Source organism: Halobellus ruber (assembly GCF_014212355.1).
GTDB classification, from domain to species: Archaea; Halobacteriota; Halobacteria; order Halobacteriales; family Haloferacaceae; genus Haloquadratum; species Haloquadratum rubrum.
Map to the genome: position 1 here is coordinate 45,408 of NZ_JACKXD010000006.1, position 21,720 is coordinate 67,127.

Genomic DNA, 21,720 nt, shown 5'->3' on the forward strand with positions numbered 1-21,720 from the left:
CGACCCGCCGCTCCCGACCGACTCCCGGTAGCCCGACGCTGTCGTACAGTTTCACTTTCACTCCGCTAGGCTCGCTTACATACCCGTTCCGTACCAAGCAGTGGGTATGCACACAGCGGCCATCGACGAACCCACGGCGGATCGGGCCCGAGAGAACCGGCGGATCGACGTCACCGACGTCGAGGCGTCGCAGGTGATCGAGTACGCCGCCTCCCGGGAGAACCTCTTCTTCGAGCGGCGCGGCGGCTGGACGTACCTGATCGAGGAACGGTAGGCGGAGTCGGCGCCGACGCGGCCGACCCGCAAGTCGGGCGGGACCGCCGGTCAGTCGCCGTCCGCGAGAGTGGCGTCTTCGGGTTCGACGTCGTCGCGGTCCGGCCGATCGGCGGCGAGCAGGCGATCGAGCGCCTCGACCATCGCCTCCACGCTACAGAGCGTGATGTCCGAATCCGAGGTCGCGACGGTCACCGTCCGGTCGCCCTTCGACATCTCCACTTCGACGGTGACGACGGCGTCGGTGCCGCCGGTGATCGCGTCGACGTGATAGGAGTCCAGTTGGGCGTTCGCCTCGGAGCCGACGGCGGCCCGGACCGCCTCGATCGCGGCGTCGACCGGGCCGCTGCCGGTCCCGGAGGCGACGCGTTCCTCGTCGCCGACACGGAGCCGCACCGACGCGGTCGGGGTGCCGCCGCCCGACGCGGCCGTGAGATCCAGGAGTTCGACGTAGCGGTCGCGCTCCCGCCCCTGGACGTCCTCCGCGATGGCCAGCAGGTCGGCGTCGGTGACGCGTTTGTCGCGGTCGCCGAGGCGTTTGACGCGCTCGACGATCGCCTTGAGTTCGCCCTCCGACACCGACACGTCGTGTTCGTCCAGGGCGGCGCGGACGCCGGCGGCGCCGGCGTGCTTCCCGAGGACGAGGCGACGCTCCCGACCCACCGTCTCCGGCGGGTACGGTTCGTACATCGCATCGTCCTTCAGCGTCCCGTCGGTGTGGATCCCGCTCTCGTGGGTGAAGGCGTTCTCGCCGACGACCGCCTTGTTCGGCGGCAGCGGGATCCCGGTGGCGTGGGAGACCTGCTTCGAGAGGTCGTAGACCGTCTCGAGGTTCATCGTCTCGATGCCGTAGCCGTGCGCCAGCGCGATCGCGACCTCCTCCAAGGCGACGTTGCCGGCGCGCTCGCCGATCCCGTTGATGGTGCCGTGGACCAGGTCCGCGCCCGCGACGAGGCTGGCCCAGACGTTGGTCAGCCCGAACCCGAGGTCGTCGTGGGTGTGGGTCGACACCGGGCCGAGTTCCGCGAGCCGTGAGACGTACTCGTAGGTCTCCTCCGGCGTGGCGTGGCCGACGGTGTCGGCGTAACACGACCGGTCGGCGCCGGCGTCCAGTGCCTCGCCCATCAGGCGTTCGAGGAAGTCCAGATCCGCGCGGGAGCCGTCCTCGCCGATGACCTCGACCCAGAGGTCGTGGTCCTTGGCGTACGCCACCAGGTCGCCGGTCTTTGCGACCACCTCGTCGTGGGTGGTCCCGACCTTCCGCTCGATGTGCTTGTCGCTGCCAGGCACGACGATGGTGACGCCGTCGACCCCGCAGTCCAGCGCGAGGTCTACGTCCTTTCTGATCCCGCGGGCGAAGCTGGTGACGGTCGCGTCGAGGTCGAGGTCGGTCACGCGCCTGATCGTCTCGCGTTCGCCCTCGCCGGTGCAGGCGCTGCCGGCCTCGATGAACCCGATTCCCGCGCGGTCCAGCCACCGGGCGATGTCGGCTTTCTCCTCCGGCATCAACGAGACGCCGGGGGCCTGCTCGCCGTCGCGCAGCGTCGTATCTAACAGCTGTACCGTCTCGTCGGAATCCGCGATGGATGCGAGGGGGTTGTCGGGGTTACCCCCGAATAAATCGACCACGAGTCATACGCTCACTCGTCGGATTGTCGCGCAACTACTTAAACCGACGCCTTTCGACAGATCCGGCCGGGTGTGTCCGAGCGCCGACCGCACGACGGCGTGGGGGACGTGGGGCGCCGGGTGGAGCGACAGGTCACTCCACGACCCGGACCGTGTCGCCGACCTCGACGTCGGCGGCGGCCCCGGCGGGGAGCTCCATCACCGTGTCGGCGACGGCAGCGCCGACGCCCCGCCACGCGCGGAGGCGTTTGGTTTCGACGACCTCGCTCCCGACGACCCACACCGCGTCGATGTCGAAGGGGACGAACGCCATGTGCAGGTCTCGCGTGTCGGCGTCGTCGAACCGGAACACCATCGCGTAGTCGTCGGGCACCGACCGCCGGAACATCAGCCCGCGGGCCCGCGAGAGGAACGAGTCCACGACCTCCACGTCGGACGCGAGGGTCCGCCGCGTGCCGTCCGTCCGGTGTTCGAGGCGCACACCGGGCGGTCGCCGGGGCCGGATATAAACCGCCCGGACGACGGCGGCCGCGTTTTCCCGACCGGGGGATTCAATCCGACGGCGACGCACGGGGCTGGTATGCAGGAGACGCCCACCGGGACGCCCGTCGGCGTCGACGACCCCTACGACCACGCCGGGGTCTGCGATCACCTCACCGACGACGGGCGGTGCCGGTTCGCGCTGACCCGCGCCGGCGACGACCCCGAGTTCGCCGCCGAGCGTCGCGCTGCGGACTACGACTGCGTCGCCGCCGGGGACGCCGAGTTCCACGAGTGCCCCCACTACCGGTCGACGTCCGACGGCCGGGAGTGTGTCCGGTGCGGCCTGGAATCGGTGCGGATCGCCTTCGACGACTCCCGGCCGCTACTCGAAGAGCACCACCTCTCGTATGGGGAGACCGGAAGCGAGGGCGGCGACTCCGACGGCGACACGTCCCACGAGATCACGGTCGCGCTCTGCCGGTGGTGTCACGCCAAGATCCACAACTCCTTCGCGCGGATCGACGACGACGCCCCACCCGACCCCGAGGCCGTCGCCGCCCGGGAGGAGCGCCGCGCGAAGGAACACTCCGAAATGAGCTTTACCACCGCGCGGGAGCGGCGGGACGACGGCGCCGAGTGAGCTTCGGGTCGGCTCGAACGCCCCCCCGACCGCAGACCGGGCGCTTTTTGCCCTCGTTGGGTGTACGGACCCACAACTGATGACCCGAATCGCCGTCATCGACAACCACGGCCAGTTCACTCACCTCGAGCGCCGGACCCTCCGGGACCTCGGGGTCGACGTCGACATCGTCGACAACACCACGCCGCCCGCCGACATCGACGCCGACGGGCTCGTTCTCTCCGGCGGCCCGGATATGGACCGGATCGGCAACTGCCCGGCGTACCTCGATCTCGACGTTCCCGTCTTCGGCGTCTGTCTCGGGATGCAGATCCTCGCGGCCGAACTCGACGGCGAGGTCGGCGCGGGCGACTACGGCGGCTACGCCGACGTCGACGTGGAGATCCTCGACAGCGAGGACCCCCTGATCGGATCGCTCGCGCCCGAGACCCGCGTGTGGGCCAGCCACGCCGACGAGGTCAAACGCGTCCCCGAGGGGTTCGCGCGGACGGCCACCTCCGACGTCTGCGACGTCGAAGCGATGAGCGACCCCGACCGCGACCGCTACGGCGTCCAGTGGCACCCCGAGGTCGCCCACACCGAGCGCGGCGAGGAGGTCTTCGAGAACTTCATCGACGTCTGCGAGTAGCCCGGCCGCTCCCTCCACGATGACTTCCACACAGAGCAACCTCGCGGACCTCTCGCGGTTCATCTTCCGGGCGCCGAACTGGTACACCAGCCTGGCGTTCGCGCTGCTTCTGGCGGCGGTCGCCGGCGTGGCCGCGTTCGATTCGGGCGCCTACGAGCGCACCTGGCGGGGGCTGTTCTTCATCGGCCGCGACGCGTGGGAGGGGGTCTTCTTCATCGGGGTCCCGACCGTGATCGCCGCGTTCGGCACCACGGGGCTCGACCGGTTCGTCGGCGGCCGGCTCACCCCGAACCGGTCGTCGCTGCTCGCCTTGGTGTCGGAGCTCGTCGTGGTGGCGATCGTCACCGGTGCGGCGGTCGTGTCGGTGTTCACCGGGCTGGGACAGCGGTTCGTCTTCGACGCGCTGGTGGTTGCCCTCGCGTCGATCTTCGCGTTCCGCCTTCTGGTGGTGATGGCGGTGTCGGGATCGTCGGTCCTGGTCGCGTCGGTGCCGGCGAGCCTCCAGACCCTCGCCGCCGCGGTGTTGCTCCTGATCTACGGCGGGACGCTCCGGTTTCTGGAGGTCGGCGGGCCGCTGATCGACGCGTACGTCCGGGAGTACCTCTCCCGGCCCGAAACCGCTCCCGCGGAGTTCTCCGCCATCTCGGTCGATCACTTCGTCCTCCTCGGCATCTCGTGTGCCATCTACGCCGTGGCGGTCTACGCGTTCGTCGTCGCCGTCGACCGGCCCTGGCGGCGGAGTATGGGCGTCTCGCTTCTGGACTTCCTCCGGGGGTTCGTCGGCCACGTCGCCGAGGGGACCCGGGAGCTGGAGGAGTTCTTCCAGGACCTCGGCGAGGAGGCCATCGTCCCCGTGTCGGTGCTGTCGTTCCGCACTGAATCGGGCGAGGAGAAGGCCCGGTTCGTCCTCCCGATGATCCACCCCGGGCCGATGGGGGAGATCGGCGGCGGCAACTTCCCCGAACGGGTCGCCGCCGACTCCCCGGGGCTCGTCTTCCCGCCGCACGCCACCGCCGGCCACGACTTCAACCTCGTGACCGAACGCGAGGTCGACACGATCCTCCACGCAGCGGAAACGGCGGCCGACGGGATCACCTACGACACCGCCGCGACCCGGAGCGTCCGCGTGGCCTCGGGGGAAGTCTCGATGCTGGGGCAGGCGTTCGACGACGACGGCCTGCTCGCGGCGACCTACGCGCCGGGGTTCGCCGACGACATCGAGTACGGCGTCGGGCTGTCGGCCGCCGCCGAGACCCGGGCGAGCGGCCTCGACGACGTGATGCTGATCGACGCCCACAACTCCAACAACGGGCTTGAGGGGCCGGATCTGGGCCACGTCACCCCGGGATCGGAGCGCGCGTTCGATATGATCGAGGCCGCGGGGATCGCCGGCCAGCGGCTGGCGACCGCCGAGCGCGGCAGCCTCGAACTCGGCGTCGCGTGGGACGAGACGCCGTGGACCGTCGAGGAGGGGATCGGTCCGCTCGGGGTTCGCGTCGCGGTCGCAGACGTCGACGGCCACGAGACCGCGTACGTTCTGATCGACGGGAACAATATGGAGCCGGGGCTCCGCGGGACCCTGCTCGACGCCCTCGTCGCCGAGGGGCCGGTCGACGCGGCGGAGATCCTGACGACGGACACCCACGTCGTCAACACGATCGAAGCCGACAATCAGGTCGGGGCGGCAATCCCGTGGGCACAGCTCGAGGAGCTCGTCGCGGAACTGGCCGAGGAGGCTCGCGCCGACCGCGAGCCGGTCGAGGCGGGTGCGGCGACCGAACGGGCGACGGTCACGGTGTTCGGCAACGACCGCACGGAGGCGCTGGCGAGCCACGCCAACGCGGTGGTGGCGATGGGCGGCGCGTTCGCGGTGTCGGTGATCCTCGCGGCGGTCGCGGTGAGCCTGCTCATCTTCCTGTTCGCGTGAGGCCGAACCGGAACCGACGCGGGGACCCCCCCGCCGTCGAGCTACTCCTCGGCCGCCTCGAAGAGTTCGTCGACCGCGTCGCCGGCCGCAAGTGCGGCCTCGTCGGCCACGGCATCGGGGTCGGGGTCGGCGTCCTCCGGGGGGTTGACGTAGACGTCGATGTCGAGAACGCCGTCCTCGAACTCGACGGTCACGTCGAAGTCGGTCAGCTCCGACTGTTTGTAGAAGTCGAGGATCACGCCCTCGGCGGCCTCCGAGGCCGCGCGGACGACCTCCTCGTCCGTCGGCATCGGCTTACGCGCCGCCGGCGCCGCCGGGACCCATCGGGCCGCCGGCGCCGCCCGGACCGCCCGCGCCGCCGCCCTGGAGCATCTGTTGGAGCTCCTCCTGGAGGCTCTCGAACTGCTCTTGGACGCGCTCTTCCTGCTTCGTGAGCTGTTCGACGCGGATCTCGAGGCTGTCGACGGACTCCGAGAGCTCCTCGTGGGCGTCGTCGTACTCGGTTTCGACGAGGAGTTCGCCGACCTCGCGGTACATCGTGGTGTCCTCGTCGATGTCATCGAGCGCTTCCAGCGCGGTCTTCGACTCGGTGAGCGAGGACTCCGCCTGTTCCTTCTGGGCGGCGACCTTCTGGGCGGTCTCCTGGAGGTCCTGCAGCTCTTCGAGTTTCTCCTGTGCTTCCGGCGGCAGATTACCCTGCATATCCACGGCGACGGGACGCGTACTGAAAAAGGCCCGTATTCGCCGGCCGGGACGCGATCAGTCCCGGCACCGGCCCGGGCGCCCGCCGGACGCGCCCGCAACGTCCTCGGCGACGCCGACGAGCCGGATCCAGGTGTTCATCCCCGCACGGAGCGCAACCAGGTCGGCGGCGCCGATTTCGACACTCACCACGCGGTCCTCGCGGTCGACGGTCGCCCCGGAGCGTCCGTCGGATATCTCCCCGACCTCGACGGCGATGCTCTCGGCCACGGCCCGTGCGCGCTGCTCCGTAGCGTACTCGAAGTCCGCGTCGAGACGGTGATAGAGGTTGTCCGCGTCGGGGCCCCCGTTCCGCCCGGCTGGGGACTCGGGCCGATCCGGCATGCGGCGGGCGAGACTACTCGACCGGGACGTCCTTGACGTCCGGCGCGCGCTCCTTCAGCAGGACGCGGTGACCGCAGTACGGGCACCGCACGCCGCCGTACTCGTCGAGTTCAACGTCGCGCTTGCACCGGGAACACTTGTAGCTCATTGGGGAACGGGAGGGAATCGCGGGTGGTGTGTCTTTCGCCGGTCGGGTGCCGCCACGTTACTCCCCGTCGCCCGAGAGCGCCGCGCGGATGGAGCGCCGGACCTGGGTGCCGCCGGGGGTCTGCGGCCGGTAGGTGCCGCCGGTGAACAGTTCGCCGGTCTCGTCGTTCCGCCAGATGCCCGGCTCGACCCGGGTGACGCTGTCGCCGTCGACTTTCGCGTCCCGCGTCGCCGCCTCGATCTCCTTGACGCGGCGCCGGGCGACGCGCCCGTACCGCGCTCCGAACCGACCGGCGCTGCCGGTCGATCGCGCTTCGTTGTCGGCCATAGTACCGCTGAATATCCGCGGCGGCGTGATAAACCCTGCGAGACGCGATCGCCCGCCGGTCACCGGCAGGCCGCCCTCACAACCCCGAGGCGACCGATTCCAGCAGGTAGTCGAACGCCCCCGACCCGGGATGGAAGTGGGTGTAGGTCCCGACCGCCCGGTACTCGTAGAGCCCGTCGTTGACCCCGTCGATCCCGGCGCCCCGGACCATCTCGAAGGCATACTGCGCGTCCGACGCGGGCGTCGCCGTGGTGTGGTGGCGCTCGTGGCCGCGACGGGTCTCGCCGGCGGGGGCGAGCAGGCAGTCCTCCCGGGCGCGGATCCCCACGTGGTCGGCGGCGACAACCCGTTCCGACACCCGTGTCGACACCGGGAGCACGCCAGCCATCGCGTGGCGCTCGCCGTCGGCCGTCGTCATCGACTCCCCGAGGGCCAACAGCCCGCCGCCGGCGCCGAACACCGGGCGGCCGTCGGCGGCCACGCCCGCGAGGTCCCTGAGCGTCCCCGACGACGACAGCGCCGCCGCGTGGCGCTCGGGGTAGCCCCCGGGGAGGTAGACGAGGTCACAGTCCGGCACGGGATCGCCCGCGACCGGCGAGAACAGCTCGACCGTCGCCCGTGCGGCCAGTCGCTCCCGTGTGCTCGGGTAGACGAACCGGAACGCCTCGTCGGCCGCGAGCCCCACCCGAACGCCGGTCTCGTCGTCGGCGCGGAGCGACGGGCGGGTGTGGAGGTCGGGCCGGCGAACCAGGTCCAACAGGACGCCGACCCTGATCTGTCTGGCTGCCGCCCCCAGGGCCTCGGCCGGAATCGGCGGCCCCTCACCCAGGGCCGGATCGAGGTGTCGGTCGGGGATCGAGAGGCCGTCGAGCGGCGGGGTCCGTCCGACGTATCGGACCCCGTCGACCGCGTCGCGGATCCCGGCCTCGTGGCGGCCGCCACGGGCGCGGGCGGCGAGCAACCCCACGACGTCGATGTCGTAGCCGCGGCGCTCGGCGTACTGCTGGAACCCCAAGGCGGTGGCGGCGACCCGCTCTACCCCGGTCTCGGCGTCGACCACGAGCACGACCGGGAGGTCGAGCGCCTCCGCGACCGACGCGGTGTTGACCGTTCCCTCGTAGACGCCAAGCGTCCCCTCGACGACGCAGACGTCGCCGTCGTCGGCGCCACGGGCGTAGGCGCGCCGGATCCCCTCCTCGCCGGCAACCCACGGGTCCAGCGTCCGGGCGGGGCGGTCGAGCACGGCGGCGTGGTGGCTGGGGTCGACGAAGTCCGGCCCCGCCTTCGCGGCCACCGGGGTCCACCCCGCCCGTTCGAGCGCGCGGCAGACCGCGAGCGTCGCGACGGTCTTCCCGACGCCCGACCCCGTCCCGGCGAGGACGACGCCCGGAAGATCCGCGGGCACCGCGTCGGTCGTCATCGTCTGGCGGTTCCGCGGCGCTCGCTCTTAAACCGTTCCGTCGAGTATCAGCATCGAGAACGGCGCTCCGGGAGGAGGGAACGCCGCGTCGAGGAACCGAACCCCCGTTGGCTACCCCTCACTCCCCTCCGCGGACCCGACCCGCTCCACCCGCGCCCGTTCGTCGCTCACCACCCCGTACTCGGCGGCGTCGACCGATGCCGGCGGCGGTTCCTCGGCGTACCGGGCGGACAGTGCCGCCGACACGGCGTCCCGGACGCAGACCCGCGCGGCCGAGCCAACCGGCGTCGCGCTCCCGGAGAAGGCTGCCGTCTCCCCGTCGGGATCGCACCCGACCACGACGGCGTCGGACGTGGTCCCGGGGACGCCGACCCGCGCGAGCAACGTCGCCGCCTTCGCCTCCGCGGCGACGGCGACCAGGTTCGGGAGCGCACCCGGCGCCAGCGACCGCGTCGTCCCGACGACGACGTTGACGGTCCCGGCGTGGTGTCGGTCGCCGCGGGTGTCGTCGGCGGGTGCGTTCGCGGGGTCGCTCCCCTCGGGGCCGTCACCGCCGCCGGACGCACCCGAGCTGTCGACCGGTAGCGCCGCGGGGTTGCTCACACCGGCCGTGACGACGGCCTCGACGGGACCGAGCCGGGCCCGGCGGGCGTGCCGCATCGGGACTCCGGTGAGAAGCGCGGGTCCCGACGGCGCGAACCCCGCGGCGTCGAGCCGCTCCCGGACGTACGCCGGGATGTCGACGTCGGCCCATCCCTCGGGCACCGAGACGAGGTGTGCGGCGTCGCCGCGGGACTCCCCGCCGCCGTGGCCGGTTGAGAGCCACCGGGTTTCGGGCCGGGCGAGCCGACAGACCCCCTCGCGGACGGTCGACTTGAAGACGGGGGCGTCCGCGCCGTCACCGCCGTCGGATCCGCTCATCGATCGAGCAGCGCGTCCAAGAGCAGGTCGTTCTCGTGGGGACGGCGCACGGCAACGCGGATGTGGGAGTCCAGTCCCGCAAACGTCCGGGCGTCGCGGACCGCGACCCCAGCGTCCCGGGTCCGAGCGAGCACCGCGTCGACGGCGTCGGCGCTTGTCGACTCGTCGCCGCCGGATGGTTCCCCGGCGCTTGTCGACTCGTCGCCCCGGATCGGCCCGTCACCCACGTCGACGAGGAGGAACGGCGCGTCCGACGGCGCCACGTCGTACGCGTCCGACAGCGCCTCGCGCATCCTGGCCCGTTCCGCTTCGACACGGTCGCGGGTCCGCTCGACGAACGCCTCTGCGCGGAGGCAGTGGGTTCCGACCGCCGCCGCGGGGACCGAAAGCGACCACGTCGGCCGCGCGGTCCGGAGCCGGTCGCCGAGGCCGCCGGTCGCGACCGCGAAGCCCGCCCGGATTCCGGGCAGGCCGAACATCTTGGTGAGCGACCGGGCGACGATCACACCCGGCTCGCCGGCCAGGCTCGGCGCGTGGGTGAAATCGAGGAACGCCTCGTCGACGACCAGCGGCGTCCCGGCCGTGCGGCAGTCGGCCAGAAGCGATTGAAGCGCCGCCGGGTCCGGGAGGTAGCCCGTCGGGTTGTTCGGCGTACAGACCGCGACCACGTCGTACGCCGCGGGGTCGACGTCGAGGAGTTCGTCCTCCCGGAGCCCGACCGGCTCGCCGCCCTGAAGCCCGACTTCGCGGGCGTACTCCCCGAACCCCGGCTCCGGCAGTGCCACGCGGTCGCCGGGGGAGACCGTCACCCCGAACGCCAGGCGAAGCGCCGCGACCCCGCCGGCGGTCGGCACCACCGCCTCGGGGTCACAGTCGACGTAGTCGGCGGCGGCCGCCCGGAACGCGGGGAAGTCGTCGTCGTAGCTGGTCGCGTCCGCGAGCGCGGCCTCGTAGGCGTCGGCGACGCCGCCCGGGCGCACGGGGTTCGTGTTCGCGCTGAAGTCGATCACCTCGGGGTCGTCGCTGCCGCCGTGCGGGACGCGCGTGACCTCGTCGACCGCGTCAGGGTCCATCGTCGGCCTCCGGGTCGTCGATCGGTACGTCGTCACTGACGCCCGTACTGCGGTCCCCGTCGCCGGTCACCCGGTCGAGCACCGTCCGTGTCGCCTCGCGGACCACCCCGAGCCGACCCGCCTCCGCGGCGAGATGCAGCGCGCCGCCCATCCCGGCGCCCTCCTTGGCGACGCCGTCGGCGTACGCGGACAGCGGCCCCGCCGCGGGCGCGTCGAACCCGGGGTCCGCGACCGTCAGATCCAGATCCAGTGTGTCGGCGGCGGGAGCGAGGTCGGGCACGTCGGCGGCGAGGTACGGCGTCGTCGCGAGCGTCGCGGGCGCCGGCACGCCGGCGTGCCGGACCAGGGCGGCCACCGCGAGCAGTTGGGTGCCGCCGCCGAGCACCACCTCGGTTCCGGACTCCAAGGCGCCCGTGACCAGCCCGGCGGCGACGGCCAACACCGGATCGCCCACGAACCGGACGGCGAGTTCCGGGGTGTGGGCGGCCTGCCCGGGGTCGATCTCCGAGGACTCGAACGCCGCCGCCACGACCCGCTCTTTCAGGTCGACCGGGTTCTCCGGCAGCGACGACGACGTCGCCGGGAGGGCGTCCTCGCCGAGCGCCCGGAGGACCGCCATCGCGGTCGTCGTCCCCCCGGGGATGGTCTCGCCGACCACGATCCGGTCGTCCGGGAGCGCCCGGCCGAACTCCCGCGCCGCCGCGAACGCCCCCGGCGCGGTCCGGACGGGGTCGGGTTCGCGGATGTCGGCGCCGGGCCGTGCGCCCACCGACACCGTCGGCGCGCCGGTCGGCGTCGCGAGCCCGGCGTCGACGACCGCGGCGTCGAACCCGAGCAGCTCGCGGACCGCCCGGGTCACCACGGCCGGCGTCGGACACCCGCCCGGGCTCACGGGCGTCACGGGCGCGCGGACGGTGTCGCCGTACGCCAGGATCTCGCTGTCCGCGCTCGGGGTGTGGACCAGCAGGTCGCGGGACGCCCCCGCGGCGGTGATGCCCTCGATTTCGGCCGTGCGGGTCGTTCCCGCGACGAGGATCAGCCGCACAGCGCCTCCGCGAGTTCCAGATCCTCGGGTCGGTTCACGTTGACCGCAAGGCGGGCGTCGTACGTCAACGCCACGGTGTCGTCGCCGTCGGCCACGACGTTCAACCCGGTCGGCGCGACCGTCCGTCCGTCGTTGTCGAAGGCGGCGTCGACCGATGCGCCGAGTCGGCGCTTCAGCGCGGCGGGGACACAGACCGTGAGCGACGTGGGGGCGTCTTCCCCCCCTCGGCGCGACCTCCCGATCGCGTCGTCGACGTGGGCCGGAGCCAGCAGCGGCAGGTCCGCCGGGACGGTCACCGCCGGCCGGCCGACGGCGTCGAGCGCGGCGCGGAGGTCGGACACGTAGCCGTCGCCGGGCGTCTCGACTGTCGGCACCGACAGGCTCCGGGCGCGGTCGGCCGTCTCGGGCGCCTGCGGCGACACGGCGGCGTGGACGCTCCCGACGCCGCTCGCGCGGAGCGCGCCGACCACGCGCGACAGCATCGACGCGCCGCCGACCTCGACGAGCGGTTTCTCCACGTCGGCGCCGTCGGCCGCGCTGCTGTCGTCTCCGCCCCGGAGCCGGGTCCCGCGCCCGCCGCACATCACGAGAGCGTCCATACGACCACCCCCGCGTGGACGCCCGCGACGCGTCCGAGTTCGTTCGCGGCCCCGAGAACGTCGCCCGAGACGCCGCCCAGCGCGCCCCGTGCCCACGCGCCGACCAGCCACGCCACGCCGACCGGCGCGAGAAGCGCCGCCGGGATTCCGACGCCGCCGACCGTCGGGACGGTCGCGAGCGCCAGCAGGGGGGCGACCACGGCGGCGACGGGCAGCAGCGCGGTCGGGGTCGCCACCTCGGTCAGCGCCGACCCGAGCCCCTCGTGGGACGCCGTCCCCGTGCAGACCAACACCGCGACCCCGACCTTCGCGCCGACCTCCGCCGCGAGCGCCAGCCCGAACGCGACGCGGGGCCGCGTCCCGGCCAGCCCCAGCACGCCCAACCCGAGGGTAACGAACGCGACAGTCACCGCGAGCGCGCCGCCGACCCCGGTCGCGGAGTCGTTCAGCACCTCGCGGCGGCGCTCTCTGTCGACGCCGCCGTGGACCGCCGCGGCGTCGCCCAGGTCCGCGAGCCCGTCGGCGTGGGTGACACCGGTAAGAAGGACGAGGGTGACGAGGTACAGCGCGGCGACCGTCGGCACCGGAAGCGGCACCAGGAACGGGACGGCGGCCACGGCGCCGACGACGTAGCCCGCAAGCGGGATCGCCACCGGCGTCCGCCGGAACGCCTCCCAGGAGCGCTCGTCGCCCCCGACCGGCAGCCGGGTCAGAAAGCCGACGGCGCCGCGGAGCGCGGTCAGAACCACGCCACCACCCCCGCGAGCGCCGCCGCGAGCAGCCCCGCACGCCGGGTCAGACCGACCGCGCGGGTCGCCGTCGCCGCGTCCGGGAGCGGCGCGGCGTCCGGGGCTTCACCGCCCGCGCTCCGGCCACTGCCACCGATTCCGCCCGGGTCGAGGTCGTACGCGCCCGGTTTCGTGAGCCGCGCGGGCAGCGCCGCCACCATCGTCGCCATCGGCCACCCGGAGTTCGGCGACGCCGGTTCGTGGGCGAGCCTGCGGACGCGGCGGCGGAACGGGAGCCCCGGCGCGCCGCTTGCGACCCCGAGCAGGCACGCCGAGAGCCGCGCCGGGAGCCACATCACGACGTCGTCCAGCCGGGCCGGCGCCCACCCGACCGGCTTCGACCGGTAGCCCAGCATCGAGTCGAGGGTGTTGACCGCCTTCACCCACGCCGCCGCGCCCGCGCCGAACGCGAGGCCCGGGTCGGCGCCGGCGACCGATCCGACGCCGGCCGCGCCGACGGCGGCAACGACCGCGGCGAAGGCGACGAGTGGAGCCACCAGCCCGTCGGCGAGGTTCTCCGCGAGGCTCTCGACGGCCGCCGAGCGGACGTGTGCCGCGTCCAGCGACGCCGCGTCGCGCCCCGCGAGCGCCCGGAGGTCCCGGCGGGCGGCGCCGAGGTCGCCCTCGCTCGCAGCGATCACCTCGCGGGCGCGGTCGAGCAGCCGCCGCAGGCTGGTCGTGGAAAGGAGGACCAGTCCGGCTGCGGCCGCGCCCGTCCACGGGTGGAGGGCGGTTCCGGCCGCGACGGCCGCGACCGCGACCCCGGCCGCGAGCAGCGGGAGGATTAAAGCGGCAACGACGCCGGCGAGCCGGGGTGAGGACCACCCGTCCGCCGCTGTCTGGCCGTCCCCGCCGCGGTCGACCCGCGCCGCCAGCCGTCCGAACAGCGCGACCGGGTGGATCCGCGCGGGCGGCTCCGCGACAGCGGCGTCCAGCACGGACGCGAGCACGACGGCGGCCGCCGCGGTCGCCGGCACGGTCACTCGCCCCCCGCGCGGAGTCGCTCGGCGATCGTCCGAAGCCCCGAGTCGCCGACGTCGACGAACCGGCCGCCGAGTTCCGTGATCCCGCCGTCCGCCGCCGGGCTGTCGCCGACGTGGGTGATCGCGTCGGCGCCGACGCCCAGCGCCTCGGCGACCGCCTCGAACGCGTCCGGGTGGGGTTTCCGCCAGCCACACCCTACGCTCGTCACGACCGCGTCGAACGTCCCCCGGCTGAGCTCCGACCGGATCAACGTGCGGCCGACGAGTTCGGGAACCGAGCAGTTCGAGAGGAGTCCGACCGCCCCCCGGTCGGCCGCGGCGTCGACGGCGTCGACGGCGCTGGCGCGGGTGCGGACCTCGGGGTCGAACGCGGCAACGACAGCGCGGCGGGCGGCGTTCCCCGGCACGTCGACCCCGCGGGAGCGCAGCGCCGCGGCGACGTGTGCGGGGAGGGGAACCTCCGCGCCTCGGGGGGCGTCGATGTGTGCCTCCCGGAACGCCGACGCCCAGTCGTCGGGGACGGGGATCCCGCGGGCTGCAAGCGCCGCTCCCACGGCTTCGCCCGGACGGTCCGGGCGGTCGGCGTCGACGAGCGTCCCGAAGAGGTCGAACGTGACTGCCACGACGGGTGGGTCGGCGAACGCGGACTTGATACTGTCGGCTGTCCCCGGTCCGGCGCCCGGCGCCGCGCCGACCGACGGCGTCAGACGCGTGGGAAGTTTGAAATACTCGGTCGTATATATGTAACCGATGAGTAAGATCACGTTCCGCGCGGACGACGACCTCGTCGAGCGGCTCGAGGGCCTCGATACCTCAAAGAGCGAGGCGATGCGCGAGGCCCTCCGCGCGTATCTCGACGGGGCGGACCGTGATGACGACGGCGCCGCGGCGGTGTCCGACGCGGCGGACGCAGGGGGCTCGGTCGACGATGTCATACGCGAGCGCGTCGACGAACTGGTCGCCGACCGGGTCGACGCGGCCTTGGAGGAGCGGGTCGCCCCTGTCGGACGATCCCGCGATCTCAACGTGAACCTCACGCTCGACGGCGTAAACGCCGCTGGAGCGGGTGAGGACGCCGTCTCGAGCACGCACGTGACCGAGGCAGACGGCCGTAAGACGCAGCTTGGAACCGCGGAGTCGGACGCGGGCGACGCCCCTGCCGCGGAGACGTGTGACAAATGCGGGGAGGCGGTCGACGGCGATCACGTCTACTGCCCGAACTGCGGCGAGAAGGCCTCACACCGCGTGTTCTGCGAGTGTGGCGACGAACTCAGGTCCGACTGGGCGTTCTGCCCCGGCTGCGGCAGGCGGACCTCGGCGGCCGACGTGCTGGACCGTGCGTAAAACGCTTCGGGGCAGGGTTTAAATACCGACCGCCGGCTGTCTTACACCCGGCGTTAAATTTATATACTGCCAGTCTGTGTTGTCACCTGCGTAAGACGGTCGTCTTACAGGGGCGGTGAACGCGGGACAGAGCGGATCTCTGACCCGGTCTCGTCGGTGTAAGGCGTTCACACGCGAGTCGCGTGCCGTCTTACCGGGGGAATGCAACAATGGAGCGTGTGACACTACGAATCCCGAAGCAGCAGATCGAGGAGGTCGAACAGATGGTCGAGACCGGCCAGTACCCGAACCGGTCGGAAGCGATCCGCTCGGCCGTTCGCGAAATGCTCGACGAACAGGACGTCGAGGGGCGCGAGTCGGCGACCAAACGAACGTGGGCCAAGGTGTAATCCGATGCAAGATATAGTCAGAGAGGCGATGCAGCGCGACGAGGAGGAGCAGGACACGAACGCCGACGTCCCCGACGGCGACGACGAGTTCGGGAGCCCACGGATCGTGATCGTCGGCGCGGGCGGTGCCGGCAACAACACGGTCAACCGGCTGTACAACATCGGTGTCGACGGCGCCGAGACCGTCGCGATCAACACCGACAAACAGCACCTGAAGATGATCGAAGCCGACACCAAGATCCTGGTGGGCAAATCGCTCACTCAGGGGCTGGGTGCCGGCGGTGACCCCTCGATGGGCGAACGCGCGACCGAGATGGCCCAGGGGACCATCAAGGACGTGCTCGGCGAGGCCGACCTGGTCTTCGTCACCGCGGGGATGGGCGGCGGCACCGGGACCGGCGCGGCCCCCGTCGTCTCCAAGATCGCAAAGGAGCAGGGCGCGATCGTGGTCGGGATGGTATCGACGCCGTTCAACGTCGAGCGCGCCCGGACGGTGAAGGCCGAGGAGGGCCTCGAGAAGCTCCGTAACGAGGCCGACTCGATCATCGTCCTCGACAACAATCGCCTTCTCGACTACGTCCCCAACCTCCCGATCGGGAAGGCGTTCTCGGTGATGGACCAGATCATCGCCGAGACCGTGAAGGGCATCTCCGAGACCATCACCCAGCCCTCCCTGATCAACCTGGACTACGCGGATATGTCCACGATCATGGACCAGGGCGGCGTCGCGGTGATGCTCGTCGGCGAGACCCAGGACAAAAACAAGACCGAGGAGGTGGTCAACGACGCGATGAACCACCCCCTCTTGGACGTGGACTACCGCGGGGCCTCCGGCGGCCTCGTCCACATCACCGGCGGTCCCGACCTCACCCTGAAGGAGGCCCAAGGCATCGCCGAGAACATCACCGAGCGCCTGGAGGCGCGCGCAAACGTCATCTGGGGCGCCCGCATCCAGGACGAGTACAAGGGCAAAGTCCGCGTGATGGCGATCATGACCGGCGTCCAGTCCGCCCAAGTCCTCGGGCCGTCGACCCAGAAGCAGGCCGACAGGTCGAGACGGAGCATCGAATCCACCGGTTCGGAGTTCGACGCCGCGGAGAACGCCGACTTCGGGGAGAGCGGCTCGACGGCCGCCGGCGGCTCCTGGGAGTCCGACGGCGGTTCCCAACCCCGTGAGAAGCAGAACGGCCTCGACGTCATCCGCTGACAGCCCGCATATAGCCCTCGGACGCACGGCTGCCCGCCGCTGCGACCGAACTACCGTCTCCAGTCGTCGCGGTTCGGACCGCCAGTTTCTTCGATCGTTCGTCGGCGCCGCCGGGCCCACGCGTCGACGGCGTCTTACACGGCTCGGATCGATTCCAGCAGCCGACACTTCCGGCAGACCTCCCGGGTCGTCCGCGATCCGCACTCCGCACACTCCCGGAGGTCGGGCGTCGACTCCCCGCGATACCGCTCGGCCGCCATCGACGCGATCTCCTCGTACCCGGAGACGATCGAGTGTCTGGTGCCGGGATGGTCCTCCTCCAGTTTCAGGAGCAGCTCCCGTATCTCGCCGCGGAACGCCTCCGAGGCGTGGGGACACTCGGTGATGTGTGCCGGCAGGTCCCGGAGGTGGGCGTACAGCGCGACCTCCTTTTCGGGGATGTCCCGCAGGGGCTTCGCCCGGGGGACGAAGGCGGCCTGGTCGGTCCGATCGTCCATCGGGCCGAGGCTGGCGTCGAAGTGTTTGGCCATCTGTTCGACGTCGCCCTCCAGGACGTTCATCAGCGCGGTCTGGGCCTCGTCGTCGAGGTTGTGACCGGTCAAAAGCAGGTCGGCGTCGAGGTCCTCGGCGTAGGTCTCCAGCAGGTCCCGGCGGAAGACGCCGCAGTACGCACACGGGGCCATCCCCTCGGGGTCCTCCTCGACGACGTCGTCCATCCGGACGCCGAACTCCTCGTCGTACGACACGAGTTCGTGGCGGATGTCGAGGTCGGCGGCGAGCTCAACGCAGGCGTCGACGCTCTCGTCGCGGTACCCCTCGATGCCCTCGTGGATGGTCAACGCGACGATTTCGATCCGCGGGTCCCGGTCGAAGGTGTCGTCGAGGATCGATGCGAGTACGACGCTGTCCTTCCCGCCCGAGAGGCCGACGACCCACCGTTCGGGGTCGTCGGGCGAGGCGTCCCGCGGCACCAGACTGTCGGTGCGGATCCGCCGGCGGACCCGTTTCTCCACCGACGCCAGAAAGTGTTCGTCACAGAGGTGAGCTCCGGAGTACCCGGCGTGCATCACGGCGTCGCGTCCGCACTTGTCGCACTCCATCGGTCCGCGGTTGGCGGGCCGAGAGGATACGGGTTTCGTCTCGGCGGACCGTCGAGGATACAGCCGTGCGGTCGACGGGTCCGTGACTCCCGTGTGTGGGCGTCTTCCGAAAGGGGGACCGAGAGTGGGGAGACATCCCGAGACTGCGGCGCCCGGGGTCGTCACCTCGCGGTGACCGGCCGATCGACACCCTCGAAGTGCCACCGGAGTTACGACTGGAACGATCAAAACTCCGCCGACCTGCCCCGGCGTGGACGGCCGCCCCGGTCGGGCGGCGAAACGCATTCGGGCCGCGGGCGTGGAGGTGACGTATGGACCGTGCAACCGCGTTAACGCGGATCGAAGCCGTCCTCGACGCCGTCGAGACCGGACCCCTCCCGGTTCCGATCCGGGAAGTGTGGGTCTACGGCGACGTCGCGCTCGGACTCGACCCGCTCGACCGGCTTGACGTCTACGTCACGAAGGACCTCCTCCTCCGCGGCGACAGCGACGCCGGGGCGGAGTTCGAGGCCGAGCACGGGGTGAAAGGGGTCGGCTCGGCCGTGTCGGCGGAGTGGGCCGCGGCGAACCCCGAACTGGTCCGGACGAACGCCGGCGGCCACGCCGCCCCCGAGAAGTGCCTCGCCGCCGCGCTGCTCGACGACGACGAGCCGACCCACCTCGAGGTGTGTAACGCCCCCTTCGAGCAGAACGTTCGGCGCCGTCTGGAGGCCGCCCTGGACCGCGGGGCCTACGACCAGGTCATCGATCCCCGGGGGGTTTGCCTCTACGCTGAGGGCCGACGGTCCGAGGAGGCCCTCGAGAAGCTCCGGGGCGGGGACCTCGCCTTCCCGACGCTGCCGGAGGCGCTGTCGATGCTCGGCGCCGACGAGGCGGCCGCCGCCGACGCCGCCGACGCGATCACGGCCGCCCGGACGTCGCAGTCGGGGCGGAGTGTCCGGGGCGACGTCGTCTGATGTCGTCAGGATACCACTACCGATCGTCGACGCCTGTGTGTCGGCTCGGGTCGCTCCGATACGGACCGATTACTCTGAAAACCGCACACAGAGGCCTCGTTCCGCCGAATTAAACTATCGTGTACACTTTTCCGACGTGGCTCCCTTGCGTAATCCGATGGGTTTCACAGCCGCGCCGTCGCTCCTGGTTGAGGCAAACGACGCTCCTGCTGGGACATCCTCGATCCCCGGCGACCTCGCCGACGGCTGCCTGCTCGTCCCGCTTCTCTGGCAGTCGGAGCCCGCCGTCACCGACCAGCTCCGGGTGGCGGCGTCGCTGTCGCGGTCGTCGAACGCCCGGCTCTGCGTGCTGGATCCGACGAGCGAGGCGCCGACGGCGTACGGCCCGGACCTCCCGCCGGACGCCGAACGGGAGGTCATCGACCGCGCGGTGCGGTCGACGCTCCGTGCCGGACAGCCGGGGGTCCTCCGGACGCACACCCTCCTGAACGGCATTCTCACCGCAGTCGACACCGCGGACGTCGACGCGCTCGTGATCCCGAGGGGATCCGGCACGGGCTTCCTCCGGCAGAGCCTGGCGGAGCATCTCGGGCTCCGGGCGGCGTGTGACGTCATCACGGTCAACGGCCGACAGAGCTACGACGACGCCCGGTCGATCCTGCTCCCGGTCACTGGCGGCCCCCACTCCACCGCCGCCGTCGACGTCGCCCGCCGGATCGCCGCCGACACCGACGCCTGGATCGACGTGCTTCACATCGTGCCGCCGCACGCCTCGGACCGACGGCAGGCACGCGCCACAGAGCACGTCGAGGCCGCCACAGACCGGATCGGGCGACCCGACCGGACCGCGACCTGGGTGCTCGAGGCCCGGTGTCTCGCCGACGCGATCGTCGAGCAATCGGAGTATTACGGGCTAACCGTCCTGGGCGCGCCGACGAAGGGGCGGCTCCGGGAGTTCATCGCCGGCTCGACCAGCCGGACCGTCCAACACGGCGCCCGCAGCGCCGTCATCTCGGTTCGCACCAACCGGTAGTTATCCGTCGGTGACCCGTCCGACGACGACGTCGAAGGGGACGACCTCGACCCGCCGGTAGGTCCCCTCGCGCATCGCGTCGACCACTGCCCGGCCCATCTCCCGCCACTCGCCCCGGAGCGCGTCGTACTCGTCGGCGGAGAGCACGCGACGGAGCTCCGTCTCGTGGTCGGCCAGCCCCGCGCCGCTGGCCTTCCGTGCGGCCGCCGACAGCGATGTCCGGTCGTACGGCGGCTCTATGACCTTCCGGTGGTAGTGGCGGCGACTCCGGACCGCTTCCAGCCCGGCGTCCCGGAACAGGCTCTCCAGACGGGATCCCATCGCGACGTCGGTCTCGACGCCCTCGATGTACGCCGCCCGGGCTCGCCGTTCGAGGTCGACCTCGCTGTCGAGGGTGGACTCGACGCTCACGTCGGCGTTGTCGGGTTCGGCCGCGGCGACGAGGTCCGAAGAGCGGTCGGCGAAGGCGTCGAGTGCGGCTGCCGGCTCCGACAGGTTCACGAGCAGCGCCTGACACGCCACCAGATCGAAGTCGTCGGCCCCAAAAGGGGGACGCGTCGCGTCCCCGGCGACCACCTCGAAGCCGGTCCGCTCGCGGGCGACTTCGAGGAGGTCGGCGTCGGCATCGAGACAGACCACTTCGGCCGGAGTTTCGGCGGCGAGTACGCGGGCGAACTCCCCGGTTCCCGCGCCGGCGTCGAGGACCCGCTCGCGGTCCGGAAGCGAGAGCTCCGCAAGCGCCGCTCTCGAACGGTCCCACAGCCCCTCGCGGGTCCGGCGCAGGTACTCGGGTGAGAAACTCCGCACGAGCACTGGTAGGGGCCTACCGGCTCAAAAAGGGTCGGTCCGCCCTCCGTCGCGGCGGGTCTGCCGCCTACTCGCGGAGGTTCCGGACCCGCTGGATGTTCCAGGCGAACCCCTTGCCGTCCTCGTTCGGCGTCTCGACGACCAGTGGCACGTCCTCGACTGCGGGGTGGTTGACGAACGCTCGCATCCCTTCCTCGCCGATCTCGCCCTCGCCGATGTGGGCGTGTTCGTCCTTGTTCGTGCCGCAGGCGTGTTTCGAGTCGTTGAGGTGAACGTACGCGAGGTTCTCCAGGCTGACTTCGCTGTTTAGCTCCGCGAACGTCTCGTCGACGCCCGTCGGCGTCGAGAGGTCATAGCCCGCAGCGAAGGCGTGGGCGGTGTCGAGACAGACTTCGAGGTCCTGCGTGCTCTCCTCGAGGACGTACCCCAGGTGGGCGAAGTCGCCGCCGAGTTTCGTGCCGGAGCCGGCGTCGGACTCGACGAGCACTGTCACGCCGTCGTGGACGTCGAGTTCGTCGAGCGCCGAGACCGCGTTGTCGAGGCCCTGCTCGACCCCTGCGCCGGTGTGGGCGCCCAGGTGGACGTTCACGTACGGGATGTCGAGTGCGGCCGCGGCGTCGACCTCCCGCTGCATCGAGTCGATCGATTTCGCCCGGAGGTCGTCCTTCGGGGTACAGAGGTTCACGAGGTACGACGAGTGGATGACCCACGGCCCGACGTCGTGTTCCGCCGAGCGCTCGCGGAACGCCGCGGCGTCGTCGTCAGCGATGTCCGGGTCCTGCCAGACTTGGGGGGAGTGAGTGAAGATCTGGCCGCAGTTTCCGCCGTCGTCGACCTGTCGATCCACGGCGTTTGCGACGCCGCCGGCGATCGACTCGTGTGCGCCAACTCGCATACCTGCCGTTGCGACCCGG

The 21,720-nt window shown here is 71.7% G+C and carries 27 protein-coding genes; 9 read left to right on the forward strand and 18 right to left on the reverse strand.

Features of this window, described 5'->3' with window-relative positions:
* Positions 1 to 106 precede the first annotated feature (106 nt).
* Entirely contained in the window at positions 107 to 274 is a 168-nt protein-coding gene (locus H5V44_RS14830) for a hypothetical protein (RefSeq protein ID WP_185193919.1), read from the forward strand.
* Between the two features lie 50 nt (positions 275 to 324).
* Here H5V44_RS14830 and H5V44_RS14835 read toward each other — a convergent pair whose 3' ends face one another.
* Together H5V44_RS14835 and H5V44_RS14840 are read right to left on the reverse strand one after the other, a co-directional pair.
* Positions 325 to 1,902: a 2-isopropylmalate synthase gene (locus H5V44_RS14835; RefSeq protein WP_185193920.1), complete on the reverse strand. Its 1,578-nt coding sequence runs from the start codon at positions 1,900 to 1,902 to the stop codon at positions 325 to 327.
* 133 nt (positions 1,903 to 2,035) lie between these two features.
* Positions 2,036 to 2,383, reverse strand: coding sequence for a DUF192 domain-containing protein (locus H5V44_RS14840; protein ID WP_185193921.1), 348 nt, complete (start codon positions 2,381 to 2,383; stop codon positions 2,036 to 2,038).
* A gap of 99 nt (positions 2,384 to 2,482) precedes the next feature.
* On the opposite strand from H5V44_RS14840, the gene H5V44_RS14845 reads away from it, so the two are divergent.
* The 3 genes from H5V44_RS14845 to H5V44_RS14855 all read left to right on the forward strand — a co-directional run bounded on the left by H5V44_RS14845 (position 2,483) and on the right by H5V44_RS14855 (position 5,580).
* Positions 2,483 to 3,025 carry a DUF7097 family protein gene (locus H5V44_RS14845; RefSeq protein WP_185193922.1) on the forward strand — a complete coding sequence of 181 codons (543 nt, stop codon included), beginning with the start codon at positions 2,483 to 2,485 and terminating at the stop codon, positions 3,023 to 3,025.
* 79 nt (positions 3,026 to 3,104) lie between these two features.
* Entirely contained in the window at positions 3,105 to 3,653 is a 549-nt protein-coding gene (locus H5V44_RS14850; protein ID WP_185193923.1) for a GMP synthase subunit A, read from the forward strand.
* Between the two features lie 19 nt (positions 3,654 to 3,672).
* Positions 3,673 to 5,580 carry a DUF2070 family protein gene (locus tag H5V44_RS14855; RefSeq protein WP_185193924.1) on the forward strand — a complete coding sequence of 636 codons (1,908 nt, stop codon included), beginning with the start codon at positions 3,673 to 3,675 and terminating at the stop codon, positions 5,578 to 5,580.
* Positions 5,581 to 5,621: 41 nt separating this feature from the next.
* Here the strand turns inward: H5V44_RS14855 and H5V44_RS14860 are convergent, their stop codons facing one another.
* From H5V44_RS14860 to H5V44_RS14920, 13 genes are all read right to left on the reverse strand, one after another.
* Positions 5,622 to 5,870, reverse strand: a complete 249-nt coding sequence (locus tag H5V44_RS14860) for a DUF3194 domain-containing protein (RefSeq protein ID WP_185193925.1) — start codon at positions 5,868 to 5,870, stop codon at positions 5,622 to 5,624.
* Between the two features lie 4 nt (positions 5,871 to 5,874).
* The gene (locus H5V44_RS14865; RefSeq protein WP_185193926.1) at positions 5,875 to 6,282 is read right to left on the reverse strand and encodes a prefoldin subunit beta; all 408 of its coding nucleotides are present in this window, start codon (positions 6,280 to 6,282) and stop codon (positions 5,875 to 5,877) included.
* A gap of 57 nt (positions 6,283 to 6,339) precedes the next feature.
* Positions 6,340 to 6,666 carry a KEOPS complex subunit Pcc1 gene (locus tag H5V44_RS14870; protein ID WP_185193927.1) on the reverse strand — a complete coding sequence of 109 codons (327 nt, stop codon included), beginning with the start codon at positions 6,664 to 6,666 and terminating at the stop codon, positions 6,340 to 6,342.
* 13 nt (positions 6,667 to 6,679) lie between these two features.
* Positions 6,680 to 6,814 (reverse strand): DNA-directed RNA polymerase subunit P, encoded by a 135-nt coding sequence (locus H5V44_RS14875; RefSeq protein WP_121558732.1) that lies wholly within the window; start codon positions 6,812 to 6,814, stop codon positions 6,680 to 6,682.
* A 57-nt stretch (positions 6,815 to 6,871) separates the two neighbouring features.
* Positions 6,872 to 7,141, reverse strand: a complete 270-nt coding sequence (locus tag H5V44_RS14880; RefSeq protein WP_185193928.1) for a 50S ribosomal protein L37ae — start codon at positions 7,139 to 7,141, stop codon at positions 6,872 to 6,874.
* A 76-nt stretch (positions 7,142 to 7,217) separates the two neighbouring features.
* The gene (locus H5V44_RS14885; protein WP_185193929.1) at positions 7,218 to 8,561 is read right to left on the reverse strand and encodes a cobyrinate a,c-diamide synthase; all 1,344 of its coding nucleotides are present in this window, start codon (positions 8,559 to 8,561) and stop codon (positions 7,218 to 7,220) included.
* A gap of 111 nt (positions 8,562 to 8,672) precedes the next feature.
* A complete protein-coding gene (locus tag H5V44_RS14890) occupies positions 8,673 to 9,482 on the reverse strand; it encodes an adenosylcobinamide amidohydrolase (protein WP_185193930.1) in 810 nt (269 codons plus the stop codon).
* Entirely contained in the window at positions 9,479 to 10,555 is a 1,077-nt protein-coding gene (locus H5V44_RS14895; RefSeq protein ID WP_185193931.1) for an aminotransferase class I/II-fold pyridoxal phosphate-dependent enzyme, read from the reverse strand. The genes H5V44_RS14890 and H5V44_RS14895 overlap by 4 nt, the downstream gene beginning before the upstream one ends.
* On the reverse strand, positions 10,545 to 11,600 hold the full coding sequence (locus tag H5V44_RS14900) for a nicotinate-nucleotide--dimethylbenzimidazole phosphoribosyltransferase (protein ID WP_185193932.1): 1,056 nt from the start codon (positions 11,598 to 11,600) through the stop codon (positions 10,545 to 10,547). The genes H5V44_RS14895 and H5V44_RS14900 overlap by 11 nt, the downstream gene beginning before the upstream one ends.
* The gene (locus H5V44_RS14905) at positions 11,591 to 12,199 is read right to left on the reverse strand and encodes an NTP transferase domain-containing protein (RefSeq protein ID WP_185193933.1); all 609 of its coding nucleotides are present in this window, start codon (positions 12,197 to 12,199) and stop codon (positions 11,591 to 11,593) included. Before H5V44_RS14905 ends, H5V44_RS14900 begins: the two co-directional genes overlap by 10 nt.
* Entirely contained in the window at positions 12,184 to 12,948 is a 765-nt protein-coding gene (gene cobS / locus H5V44_RS14910; RefSeq protein ID WP_185193934.1) for an adenosylcobinamide-GDP ribazoletransferase, read from the reverse strand. The genes H5V44_RS14905 and cobS overlap by 16 nt, the downstream gene beginning before the upstream one ends.
* A complete protein-coding gene (locus H5V44_RS14915; RefSeq protein ID WP_185194107.1) occupies positions 12,939 to 13,964 on the reverse strand; it encodes a cobalamin biosynthesis protein in 1,026 nt (341 codons plus the stop codon). The genes cobS and H5V44_RS14915 overlap by 10 nt, the downstream gene beginning before the upstream one ends.
* A 2-nt stretch (positions 13,965 to 13,966) precedes the next feature.
* A complete protein-coding gene (locus H5V44_RS14920; protein ID WP_185193935.1) occupies positions 13,967 to 14,593 on the reverse strand; it encodes an HAD-IA family hydrolase in 627 nt (208 codons plus the stop codon).
* 127 nt (positions 14,594 to 14,720) lie between these two features.
* Here H5V44_RS14920 and H5V44_RS14925 point away from each other — a divergent pair, with 127 nt between their 5' ends.
* The 3 genes from H5V44_RS14925 (at position 14,721) to ftsZ (ending at position 16,910) form a co-directional block, all read left to right on the forward strand.
* The gene (locus H5V44_RS14925; RefSeq protein ID WP_185193936.1) at positions 14,721 to 15,314 is read left to right on the forward strand and encodes a double zinc ribbon domain-containing protein; all 594 of its coding nucleotides are present in this window, start codon (positions 14,721 to 14,723) and stop codon (positions 15,312 to 15,314) included.
* Positions 15,315 to 15,523: 209 nt separating this feature from the next.
* Positions 15,524 to 15,703 carry a ribbon-helix-helix domain-containing protein gene (locus H5V44_RS14930; protein ID WP_185193937.1) on the forward strand — a complete coding sequence of 60 codons (180 nt, stop codon included), beginning with the start codon at positions 15,524 to 15,526 and terminating at the stop codon, positions 15,701 to 15,703.
* A 4-nt stretch (positions 15,704 to 15,707) separates the two neighbouring features.
* Positions 15,708 to 16,910 carry a cell division protein FtsZ gene (ftsZ, locus tag H5V44_RS14935; protein ID WP_185193938.1) on the forward strand — a complete coding sequence of 401 codons (1,203 nt, stop codon included), beginning with the start codon at positions 15,708 to 15,710 and terminating at the stop codon, positions 16,908 to 16,910.
* Positions 16,911 to 17,044: 134 nt separating this feature from the next.
* Here ftsZ and ncsA read toward each other — a convergent pair whose 3' ends face one another.
* Complete coding sequence (ncsA, locus tag H5V44_RS14940; protein WP_185193939.1) at positions 17,045 to 18,010, reverse strand: tRNA 2-thiolation protein NcsA; 966 nt, start codon at positions 18,008 to 18,010, stop codon at positions 17,045 to 17,047.
* 311 nt (positions 18,011 to 18,321) lie between these two features.
* Here ncsA and H5V44_RS14945 point away from each other — a divergent pair, with 311 nt between their 5' ends.
* The gene (locus H5V44_RS14945; protein WP_185193940.1) at positions 18,322 to 18,966 is read left to right on the forward strand and encodes a DUF7095 family protein; all 645 of its coding nucleotides are present in this window, start codon (positions 18,322 to 18,324) and stop codon (positions 18,964 to 18,966) included.
* Between the two features lie 157 nt (positions 18,967 to 19,123).
* Entirely contained in the window at positions 19,124 to 19,999 is an 876-nt protein-coding gene (locus H5V44_RS14950) for a universal stress protein (RefSeq protein ID WP_185193941.1), read from the forward strand.
* On the opposite strand, the gene H5V44_RS14955 is transcribed toward H5V44_RS14950, so the two are convergent.
* Both H5V44_RS14955 and H5V44_RS14960 read right to left on the reverse strand, forming a co-directional pair.
* Positions 20,000 to 20,806: a methyltransferase domain-containing protein gene (locus H5V44_RS14955; RefSeq protein ID WP_185193942.1), complete on the reverse strand. Its 807-nt coding sequence runs from the start codon at positions 20,804 to 20,806 to the stop codon at positions 20,000 to 20,002. It lies immediately after the preceding gene.
* 67 nt (positions 20,807 to 20,873) lie between these two features.
* On the reverse strand, positions 20,874 to 21,701 hold the full coding sequence (locus H5V44_RS14960) for a deoxyribonuclease IV (protein WP_185193943.1): 828 nt from the start codon (positions 21,699 to 21,701) through the stop codon (positions 20,874 to 20,876).
* Positions 21,702 to 21,720 lie beyond the last annotated feature (19 nt).

What these genes read in the sequence shown, in the direction of transcription:
- H5V44_RS14875 (WP_121558732.1), bottom strand. Translation starts at nt 6,814, where the DNA reads ATGAGCTACAAGTGTTCCCGGTGCAAGCGCGACGTTGAACTCGACGAG.
- H5V44_RS14885 (WP_185193929.1), bottom strand. Translation starts at nt 8,561, where the DNA reads ATGACGACCGACGCGGTGCCCGCGGATCTTCCGGGCGTCGTCCTCGCC.
- ncsA (WP_185193939.1), bottom strand. Translation starts at nt 18,010, where the DNA reads ATGGAGTGCGACAAGTGCGGACGCGACGCCGTGATGCACGCCGGGTAC.
- H5V44_RS14895 (WP_185193931.1), bottom strand. Translation starts at nt 10,555, where the DNA reads ATGGACCCTGACGCGGTCGACGAGGTCACGCGCGTCCCGCACGGCGGC.
- H5V44_RS14870 (WP_185193927.1), bottom strand. Translation starts at nt 6,666, where the DNA reads ATGCCGGATCGGCCCGAGTCCCCAGCCGGGCGGAACGGGGGCCCCGAC.
- ftsZ (WP_185193938.1), top strand. Translation starts at nt 15,708, where the DNA reads ATGCAAGATATAGTCAGAGAGGCGATGCAGCGCGACGAGGAGGAGCAG.
- H5V44_RS14860 (WP_185193925.1), bottom strand. Translation starts at nt 5,870, where the DNA reads ATGCCGACGGACGAGGAGGTCGTCCGCGCGGCCTCGGAGGCCGCCGAG.
- H5V44_RS14945 (WP_185193940.1), top strand. Translation starts at nt 18,322, where the DNA reads ATGGACCGTGCAACCGCGTTAACGCGGATCGAAGCCGTCCTCGACGCC.
- H5V44_RS14865 (WP_185193926.1), bottom strand. Translation starts at nt 6,282, where the DNA reads ATGCAGGGTAATCTGCCGCCGGAAGCACAGGAGAAACTCGAAGAGCTG.
- H5V44_RS14925 (WP_185193936.1), top strand. Translation starts at nt 14,721, where the DNA reads ATGAGTAAGATCACGTTCCGCGCGGACGACGACCTCGTCGAGCGGCTC.
- H5V44_RS14880 (WP_185193928.1), bottom strand. Translation starts at nt 7,141, where the DNA reads ATGGCCGACAACGAAGCGCGATCGACCGGCAGCGCCGGTCGGTTCGGA.
- H5V44_RS14960 (WP_185193943.1), bottom strand. Translation starts at nt 21,701, where the DNA reads ATGCGAGTTGGCGCACACGAGTCGATCGCCGGCGGCGTCGCAAACGCC.
- H5V44_RS14830 (WP_185193919.1), top strand. Translation starts at nt 107, where the DNA reads ATGCACACAGCGGCCATCGACGAACCCACGGCGGATCGGGCCCGAGAG.
- H5V44_RS14850 (WP_185193923.1), top strand. Translation starts at nt 3,105, where the DNA reads ATGACCCGAATCGCCGTCATCGACAACCACGGCCAGTTCACTCACCTC.
- H5V44_RS14930 (WP_185193937.1), top strand. Translation starts at nt 15,524, where the DNA reads ATGGAGCGTGTGACACTACGAATCCCGAAGCAGCAGATCGAGGAGGTC.
- H5V44_RS14905 (WP_185193933.1), bottom strand. Translation starts at nt 12,199, where the DNA reads ATGGACGCTCTCGTGATGTGCGGCGGGCGCGGGACCCGGCTCCGGGGC.
- H5V44_RS14845 (WP_185193922.1), top strand. Translation starts at nt 2,483, where the DNA reads ATGCAGGAGACGCCCACCGGGACGCCCGTCGGCGTCGACGACCCCTAC.
- H5V44_RS14855 (WP_185193924.1), top strand. Translation starts at nt 3,673, where the DNA reads ATGACTTCCACACAGAGCAACCTCGCGGACCTCTCGCGGTTCATCTTC.
- H5V44_RS14950 (WP_185193941.1), top strand. Translation starts at nt 19,124, where the DNA reads ATGGGTTTCACAGCCGCGCCGTCGCTCCTGGTTGAGGCAAACGACGCT.
- H5V44_RS14890 (WP_185193930.1), bottom strand. Translation starts at nt 9,482, where the DNA reads ATGAGCGGATCCGACGGCGGTGACGGCGCGGACGCCCCCGTCTTCAAG.